Origin of the sequence: Kitasatospora sp. NPDC059812 (genome assembly GCF_042732075.1) — a bacterium.
In the GTDB taxonomy this organism is placed as follows: domain Bacteria; phylum Actinomycetota; class Actinomycetes; order Streptomycetales; family Streptomycetaceae; genus Kitasatospora.
Window position 1 is genome coordinate 107,691 of the sequence record NZ_JBHWIO010000016.1, and the last position, 6,624, is coordinate 114,314.

The window sequence follows — 6,624 nt, forward strand, 5'->3', positions numbered from 1 at the left end:
GTTAGCGGAGCTCGTTCCGCTCGATCTTGGCCGCGAGGGCCTCCAGCGGATCCACCCCGACCACCGTGCGGTGTCGACGCGGGCGACCCCTTCGTGCTGCTGGTGGATCCCGGCGTCGCCGATCCCGACCGGGTCCACGCCGGGAAGAGGCCCGTCTGGGCCTACGCGCACGTGCCCAACGGGTACGCGGCGGACCCCACCGGCTCCGTCACGGCACAGATCGAGAAGTACGCGCCCGGGTTCAGCGAGACGGTCCTCGCCGCCAGGAGCACCAACGGCGTCCAGTACGAGGCGTACAACCCCAACTACGTCGGCGGGGACATCGGCGCCGGGGCCCTGACCCTCGGCCAGCTGCTCATGCGCCCGACCCTCCGGTGGAACCCGTACGCGACCCCGCTGCCCGGCGTCTACCTGTGCTCCGCGTCCACCCCACCCGGTCCGGGCGTCCACGGCATGAGCGGCTACCTCGCCGCCGTCTCCGCGCTCCGCCGGGAGTTCGGCATCGCCGCGCCGCCCTCGCTCGGGCCCCGTCCGGCATCTTTGCGATGTGAACCGTGACGGCGGCGTCATCGATCGGAGAGGCTGCTCGGTAAGGGTGGTGGCGGCGGGTCCGCCCCGTGGAACCCCTGGCGCCTTTGGAGGAGACCGATGTCCGCACCTGTTCAGCACCACCGGTTCGCCGTCGACGAGGACGGCAACGACCTGGGGTACGCCCTGTCGTTGCCGGACGGGTACGACGAGGGCCCCGGGCCGTGGCCGCTGCTGCTGTTCCTGCACGGCGCCATGGAGCGCGGCGAGGATCTGGCGGCGCTCGCCGTGCACGGGCCGGTGCGGCAGATCGCCGCCGGGGCGAAGCTGCCGTTCGTGGTGGTGGCCCCGCAGTGCCCGGCGCACAGCTCGTGGGTCGCGGAGGTGAGCGCGCTGGCGGCCCTGGTCGAGGACGTGGCGCGGACGTACCGGATCGACCCGGACCGGCGGTACGTGACCGGGCTGAGCATGGGCGGCACCGGCACGTGGGCGCTCGCCGCCCGGTACCCGCGCCGGTTCGCCGCCGCCGTGCCGATCTGCGGGTCCGGGCTGAGGGAGGCGGCGCCGCGCCTCGCCGCCCTCCCGGTGTGGGCCTTCCACGGCGGGGAGGACGACGTCGTCCCGGTCGCCCACACCGAGCGGGTGGTCGAGGCGCTGCGGGAGGCGGGCGGTCCGGTGCGGTTCACCCGCTACCCGGGGGTCGGCCACGACTCCTGGACGCGGACGTACGACGACCCCGAGGTCTACGCCTGGCTGCTCGCCCAGTCCCGCCGGTCCCGCAGCGCGGGCTGAGAACGCCGACGGGCCCGGCGGACGCTACTGCTGGGGGCCGGTCGCCTGGCGGGAGCCGGTCCGGGGGCGCGTGGGGTGCGGGACGGACGCGGGCAGGGCGTGCCCGGTGCGGTCGTCGGTGTGCCAGGACTGCGACTGGAAGGCCAGGAACACCGCCGCCCACCGGCTCTCCGCCGGCAGGTGGATGAGCAGCGCGCCGTCCTGGTAGACGCCGTCGTCCGTCCGGAACCGCCCGCTGTTGCCCTGGTTCATGTGCACGTCGTGCACGCCGTTGCCGGGCAGGAAGCCGAACACCTTGTCCGGGACGCCGGGTTCGGGCCCGAAGCGCTGCCCGAAGACGTACACCGCGGCCGCCGGGTCGGCGATCGCCCGCTGGACGTGCTGGTCGAGCATGTCGGCGAGGTCGTTGTCCGGGCCCGGGAGGTCGGGCGGCAGGACGCGCATCGCCGCAGGGTCGAACAGGTGCCCGCGGACGAAGTCCAGGCTCGCCGTGCCCGGCCGGGACGGCAGCGGGTTCCAGCCGCTGCCGGCCGGCGGGAGGAGACCGGTGACGGGGTGCCGGAAGTCCTCGACCGCGAGGTAGCGCAGGTCCGCGGGGGCCTGCTGGGAGAGGACGTTGACCGCCGCGCGGTAGTCGGTGCCCCCGGCGTCGCGCAGGTGGATCTGGTAGTGCGGGGTGTCGGTGGCGCCCTCGCGGCGCCGGTCGACGGCGGTGGCGGCGAGCACGCCGTAGTAGCTGATCGGCATGGGTGTGGTTCCTCGGTTCCCTGGCTGCTGGTCCTGGTGCCTCGCCGGCCGGTCGGCCGGGGTCCCTCCGTTATCGCGCACACCGCCGACCGGGGGCTGTGGAATCCGCAGTTGTTCATCTGCCGTCCCCCGAACGGGCTTTCGCGCCGCAGAACGTTGACGTCGGGGCGCCGGCGTCCGGGGACTGGACGAGGGCTGGATGAGGACCGGACGAGGACTGGACGAGGGCGGGGCGAGGGCGGGCCGGTCAGTCGGCCGGTGCCGGCCTGCCCCGGCCGGGCAGGACGTGGACGCGTCTCGACCGCCCCCGGAGCAGCTCGCCGGTGACGAAGGCCGTCACCGCGGCGACGATCAGCAGCGGCATCGCATCGGCGGCCTGGCCACCCAGCAGCGCCGTCGCCAGCACCATGCTGGTGACCGGAAGCCGGGTGACGGCCGCGCCGGAGGCGGCCAGTCCGACGGCCAGCGCGGGCGCGGTGCCGAAGCCGGGCAGCGGCGCGCAGGCCGCCCCGAGCGCGGCACCGATCAGGATCGCCGGGAAGATCGGGCCGCCGCGCAGGCTGCCCAGGGCGATCCCCCAGCCGACCGTCTTGCACAGCACCAGGGCGAGCAGCGCACCGATCGACCAGGCCGCCGGGTCGGCCGCCAGCGCGCCCAGGGTGGCCTGCCCGGAGAGCGCGGCCTCCTCCGGTGAGCGACCGGTGAGCAGCGCGTACGCCGCGAGGCAGGCCCCGACGGCGATCGCGCACAGCACCGTCCGGACGGCGGTCCGACGAGCGGTCGGCACCGGCCGGGGGCCCGCCGGATCGCCCGTGGTGAAGGCCTTGACCCGCCGGCCGAGGGCCTGCCCGGCCACGCAGACCACGGCGATCACCACCGCCAGCGGGACGCCCCAGAGGAAGTCGCCCAGGTCCGGGACGCCGCTCTCGGGCACCCGCGGCAGCGAGAGCGCGCCGATCGACAGCCCGGTCCAGTGGCCGAAGCCGGTGAAGACCAGCGCACCGACCCCGCTGGCCAGCAGGCAGGGCAGGATCAGAGCGATCAGCCGCGGGCCGCCCAGCCCGGCCGCCTCGATCATCATCACGCCCGCCACCAGCGGGCTGCCGAAGATGGTGGAGATCGCCGCCGCCGCCCCGGCTGTGCCCAACACCGGTACCAGTTCCGGGTGTTGGGCCCGCCTGGCGGACCGGACGGCGAGCAGCGCGAGGCCGCCGCCGATCGCCATCAGCGGCGCCTCCGGGCCGAGCACCGCGCCGAGCGGCAGGCAGGCGAGCGCGGCCAGCACCACACCGGGGACGGCGCCCGGCGGGGTGGGCGGGCCGCCCAGCCCGTCCACCGGAACGTGGCCGCCGCGCCCGGGCAGCCGGGTGACCACGGGGGCGAGCAGCAGGCCGGCCAGCAGCAGCGCGGGCAGCGGCCACCACCAGGGGGCGCGGTCGAAGCCGGCGGCGACCGGCAGGCTCTCCCAGACCCAGTGCTGGAGTTGGTGCTCCAGGCCGACGAAGCCGAAGGCGACCAGCGAGACCGGGACGCCGATCAGGGTGGCGACCAGCAGCAGGCCGAGGTAGCCCTTGCCGAGCAGCACCTGGCGCAGGGTGGGGCCACCGTTCTGCTGCTGGGGCGTCCCCGGCATCGCCGCTCCTTCGCGCTCCCGGGGCGCGCGGCCCCCGTCCTGCGACCGAGTCTCGCCCGGGGCCGGGCGGCCCGCACGGCGTGCGGCCCGTCAGCCGGGCGCCGGACGAGCGGAGTTGCGCCGTTCGGGTGAGAGCGCCCTCCGGGGCGGCTGGCGACCGGAGCGGGTGGGCGTCGACGGCGGCCGGGGCCAACAGCGGGCGGTCAGAGCCGGCGGGCGTCGCCGAGCGCGCTCTCGATGCCCTGGACCATCCGCCACAGCGGCGCCCGGCGGCTGGCGACCAGCACCACCACATCGTCCGCCCCGGACTCCGCGGGCTCCCCGGACCCCCCGGACTCCCCGCCCGGGCGGTCGTTCCAGGTGCCGGTGACGAAGGCCATCGCCGCGTCGACCTCGACCACCCAGTCGCTCTCGCCGCCCGAGCGCAGCCAGGTGCGCAAGGCGTGGTTGTGCGCGGCGACAACGGCGGCGGCGGTCACGTCGGCGCGCAGCGGGCCGTCCGGGCGGTCGGCGAACCGGCCGCGCAGGTAGGCCGCGAGCGTGTGCTCGTAGCGCCAGACCACGGAGAGCTCGTACGCCCGCAGGCCGGGGACCTTGCGGGTGAGGCGGTAGCGCTGGACGGAGAAGGAGGGCTGTTCGGCGTACATCCGCAGGACGAGCCGGGCCGCGTCGCAGGCGTGCTTGACCGGGTCCTCCTCGCCGGTGCCGGACTCCAGGAACTCCGTCATCTCGGCGAGGCTGCGCTCGTGGTCCGGGAAGACCACGTCCTCCTTGGCCGGGAAGTAGCGGAAGAAGGAGCGCCGGCCGACCCCGGCGAGCGAGACGATGTCGTCGATGGTGGTCTGCTCGAAGCCGCGTTCCAGGAAGAGCTCGAAGGCCGCGGCGACGAGCGCCTCGCGCATCGCCGGCTTGGCGGGCCCGTCGTTCATGGGCAGGTCCTGCTCTTCCTTCTCGCTCATTCCCGGAACATAGCATCGGCCCCGAACGGCCGGACCGGGTGCTCGGCCCGGCCGTCGGTGCACCTCGGAGAGGCTGTTACGGCAGGTTGCGGGCCATGACGATGCGCTGGACCTGGTTGGTCCCCTCGTAGATCTGGGTGATCTTCGCGTCCCGCATCATCCGCTCCACCGGGTAGTCCCGCGTGTACCCGTACCCGCCCAGCAACTGCACCGCGTCCGTCGTGATCTCCATCGCCGCATCCGACGCGTAGCACTTCGCCGCCGCCCCGAAGAACGTCAGATCCCCGTCCCCACGCTGCGACTTCGCCGCCGCCGCATACGTCAACTGCCGCGCCGCCTCCAGCTTCATCGCCATGTCCGCCAGCATGAACTGCACACCCTGGAACTCCGCGATCGCCTTCCCGAACTGCCGCCGCTCCTTCACATACCCCTTCGCGTAGTCCAACGCCCCCTGCGCGATCCCCACCGCCTGCGCCGCGATCGTCACCCGCGTGTGGTCCAACGTCCGCATCGCCGTCGCGAAACCCGTCCCCTCCGCACCGATCATCCGATCCGCAGGAATCCGCACATTGTCGAAGTACACCTCACGCGTCGGCGAACCCTTGATCCCCAACTTCCTCTCCGGCGCACCGAACGACACCCCCTCGTCGCCCTTCTCCACCACGAACGCCGAAATCCCCTTCGACCGCAGCTCCGGATCCGTCACCGCCATCACCGTGTAGAACTCGGAGACACCCGCGTTCGTGATCCAGCGCTTCACCCCGTTCAGCACCCAGAAGTCCCCGTCCCGCACCGCCCGGGTCCGCATCCCCGCCGCGTCCGAACCCGCCTCCGGCTCCGACAGGCAGTACGAGAACATCCCCTCACCCCGCGCCAACGCCCCCAGGTACTTCGCCTTCAACTCCGGCGAACCCGACAACTGCACCGGCAACGACCCCAGCTTGTTCACCGCCGGAATCAACGAGGACGACGCACACACCCGCGCCACCTCCTCGATCACGATCACCGTCGCCAGCGCATCCGCCCCCGCACCACCGAACTCCTCCGGCACGTGCACCGCATGCAGATCACTGCCCCGCAACGCGTCCAACGCCTCCTGCGGGAACCGCCCCTGCTCGTCCACCTCCGCCGCGAACGGAGCGATCTTCGCCTCGGCCAGCGAACGCACCGCCTCACGGAGCATCTCGTGCTCCTCGGAGATACGGAAGAGATCGAACTCCTGGCTCATGATCGCCACTCCTGTTTCACGACGGTACTCAGTACCCTTCATTATGCACCCACGCGGCAAAAAGGGAACTCAGTGCCTTCACATGGCGGCACTGAGTTCCCTATCCTTTTTTCTGCCGAACTTCTGCCGAACAAGCCGGTCCGAGCGCAGGGAGATGACAGCGTGGTCCACTCAGCCATCGATGCCGACACCCGGAGCACCACGCTGTACTTCCAGCGCTGCTCGTGGTGCTGCAACCCGACCTTCCAGCGGCTGCTCTGCCCCACCTGCGGCTCCACCGAGCTGCGGCTGGAGCCCAGCGAGGGCACCGGTGTCGTCCGACGCTGCGAGGTCGAGCAGGCCCGGACGCCGCTGGTCCGCCAGAAGTCCCTGATCCGGATGGCCGAGGGCTTCGACGTCTGGTGCATCGTCGACGGGCTGCGCAGCACCGTCCCGGTCGGGACGCGGGTGCGGCTGCTGTCCGCCCCCGGCTCCGAGCAGCCCGAGCTGCGGCTGCTGCCGATGGAGGGGCCGCAGCCGCCGGTGGACGTCGAGCCGCGCCCGCTGCCGCCCGTCCAGGGCGGGTTCACCCAGCACCTCGCGGCCTTCGCCGAATAGCGTCCACCGCACGGCGGATAGCGTCCGCCACACGCCGGAGGGGGGGGGGCCCCGGGGGCGGGGGCCCCCCCCCCCCCCCCGGGGGGGGGGGGGGGCGGCCCCGGGGGGGCGGCCCCCCGCGGGGCGCGGGGGCCCCCCCG

7 protein-coding genes are annotated in these 6,624 nt (G+C 73.6%); 3 read left to right on the forward strand and 4 right to left on the reverse strand.

Annotation, left to right across the window (positions count from 1 at the left end; genetic code table 11):
- Positions 1-93 precede the first annotated feature (93 nt).
- Together ACFV6D_RS11635 and ACFV6D_RS11640 are read left to right on the forward strand one after the other, a co-directional pair.
- Positions 94-558 (forward strand): phytoene desaturase family protein, encoded by a 465-nt coding sequence (locus tag ACFV6D_RS11635; RefSeq protein ID WP_380429011.1) that lies wholly within the window; start codon positions 94-96, stop codon positions 556-558.
- A gap of 90 nt (positions 559-648) precedes the next feature.
- Positions 649-1,320: a prolyl oligopeptidase family serine peptidase gene (locus tag ACFV6D_RS11640; RefSeq protein WP_063346944.1), complete on the forward strand. Its 672-nt coding sequence runs from the start codon at positions 649-651 to the stop codon at positions 1,318-1,320.
- Between the two features lie 24 nt (positions 1,321-1,344).
- Here the strand turns inward: ACFV6D_RS11640 and ACFV6D_RS11645 are convergent, their stop codons facing one another.
- The 4 genes from ACFV6D_RS11645 to ACFV6D_RS11660 form a co-directional block, all read right to left on the reverse strand.
- The gene (locus ACFV6D_RS11645) at positions 1,345-2,067 is read right to left on the reverse strand and encodes a DUF2278 family protein (protein WP_380429008.1); all 723 of its coding nucleotides are present in this window, start codon (positions 2,065-2,067) and stop codon (positions 1,345-1,347) included.
- 247 nt (positions 2,068-2,314) lie between these two features.
- The gene (locus ACFV6D_RS11650; protein WP_380429006.1) at positions 2,315-3,700 is read right to left on the reverse strand and encodes a chloride channel protein; all 1,386 of its coding nucleotides are present in this window, start codon (positions 3,698-3,700) and stop codon (positions 2,315-2,317) included.
- 203 nt (positions 3,701-3,903) lie between these two features.
- Positions 3,904-4,659: a TetR family transcriptional regulator gene (locus tag ACFV6D_RS11655; protein WP_244293315.1), complete on the reverse strand. Its 756-nt coding sequence runs from the start codon at positions 4,657-4,659 to the stop codon at positions 3,904-3,906.
- A gap of 76 nt (positions 4,660-4,735) precedes the next feature.
- On the reverse strand, positions 4,736-5,887 hold the full coding sequence (locus tag ACFV6D_RS11660; RefSeq protein ID WP_380559376.1) for an acyl-CoA dehydrogenase family protein: 1,152 nt from the start codon (positions 5,885-5,887) through the stop codon (positions 4,736-4,738).
- Between the two features lie 162 nt (positions 5,888-6,049).
- On the opposite strand from ACFV6D_RS11660, the gene ACFV6D_RS11665 reads away from it, so the two are divergent.
- Positions 6,050-6,484, forward strand: a complete 435-nt coding sequence (locus ACFV6D_RS11665) for a hypothetical protein (protein ID WP_063346949.1) — start codon at positions 6,050-6,052, stop codon at positions 6,482-6,484.
- Positions 6,485-6,624 lie beyond the last annotated feature (140 nt).

Coding starts and splice junctions, on each gene's coding strand:
- ACFV6D_RS11640 (WP_063346944.1), top strand. CDS start 649: ATGTCCGCACCTGTTCAGCACCACCGGTTCGCCGTCGACGAGGACGGC.
- ACFV6D_RS11645 (WP_380429008.1), bottom strand. CDS start 2,067: ATGCCGATCAGCTACTACGGCGTGCTCGCCGCCACCGCCGTCGACCGG.
- ACFV6D_RS11660 (WP_380559376.1), bottom strand. CDS start 5,887: ATGAGCCAGGAGTTCGATCTCTTCCGTATCTCCGAGGAGCACGAGATG.
- ACFV6D_RS11650 (WP_380429006.1), bottom strand. CDS start 3,700: ATGCCGGGGACGCCCCAGCAGCAGAACGGTGGCCCCACCCTGCGCCAG.
- ACFV6D_RS11655 (WP_244293315.1), bottom strand. CDS start 4,659: ATGAGCGAGAAGGAAGAGCAGGACCTGCCCATGAACGACGGGCCCGCC.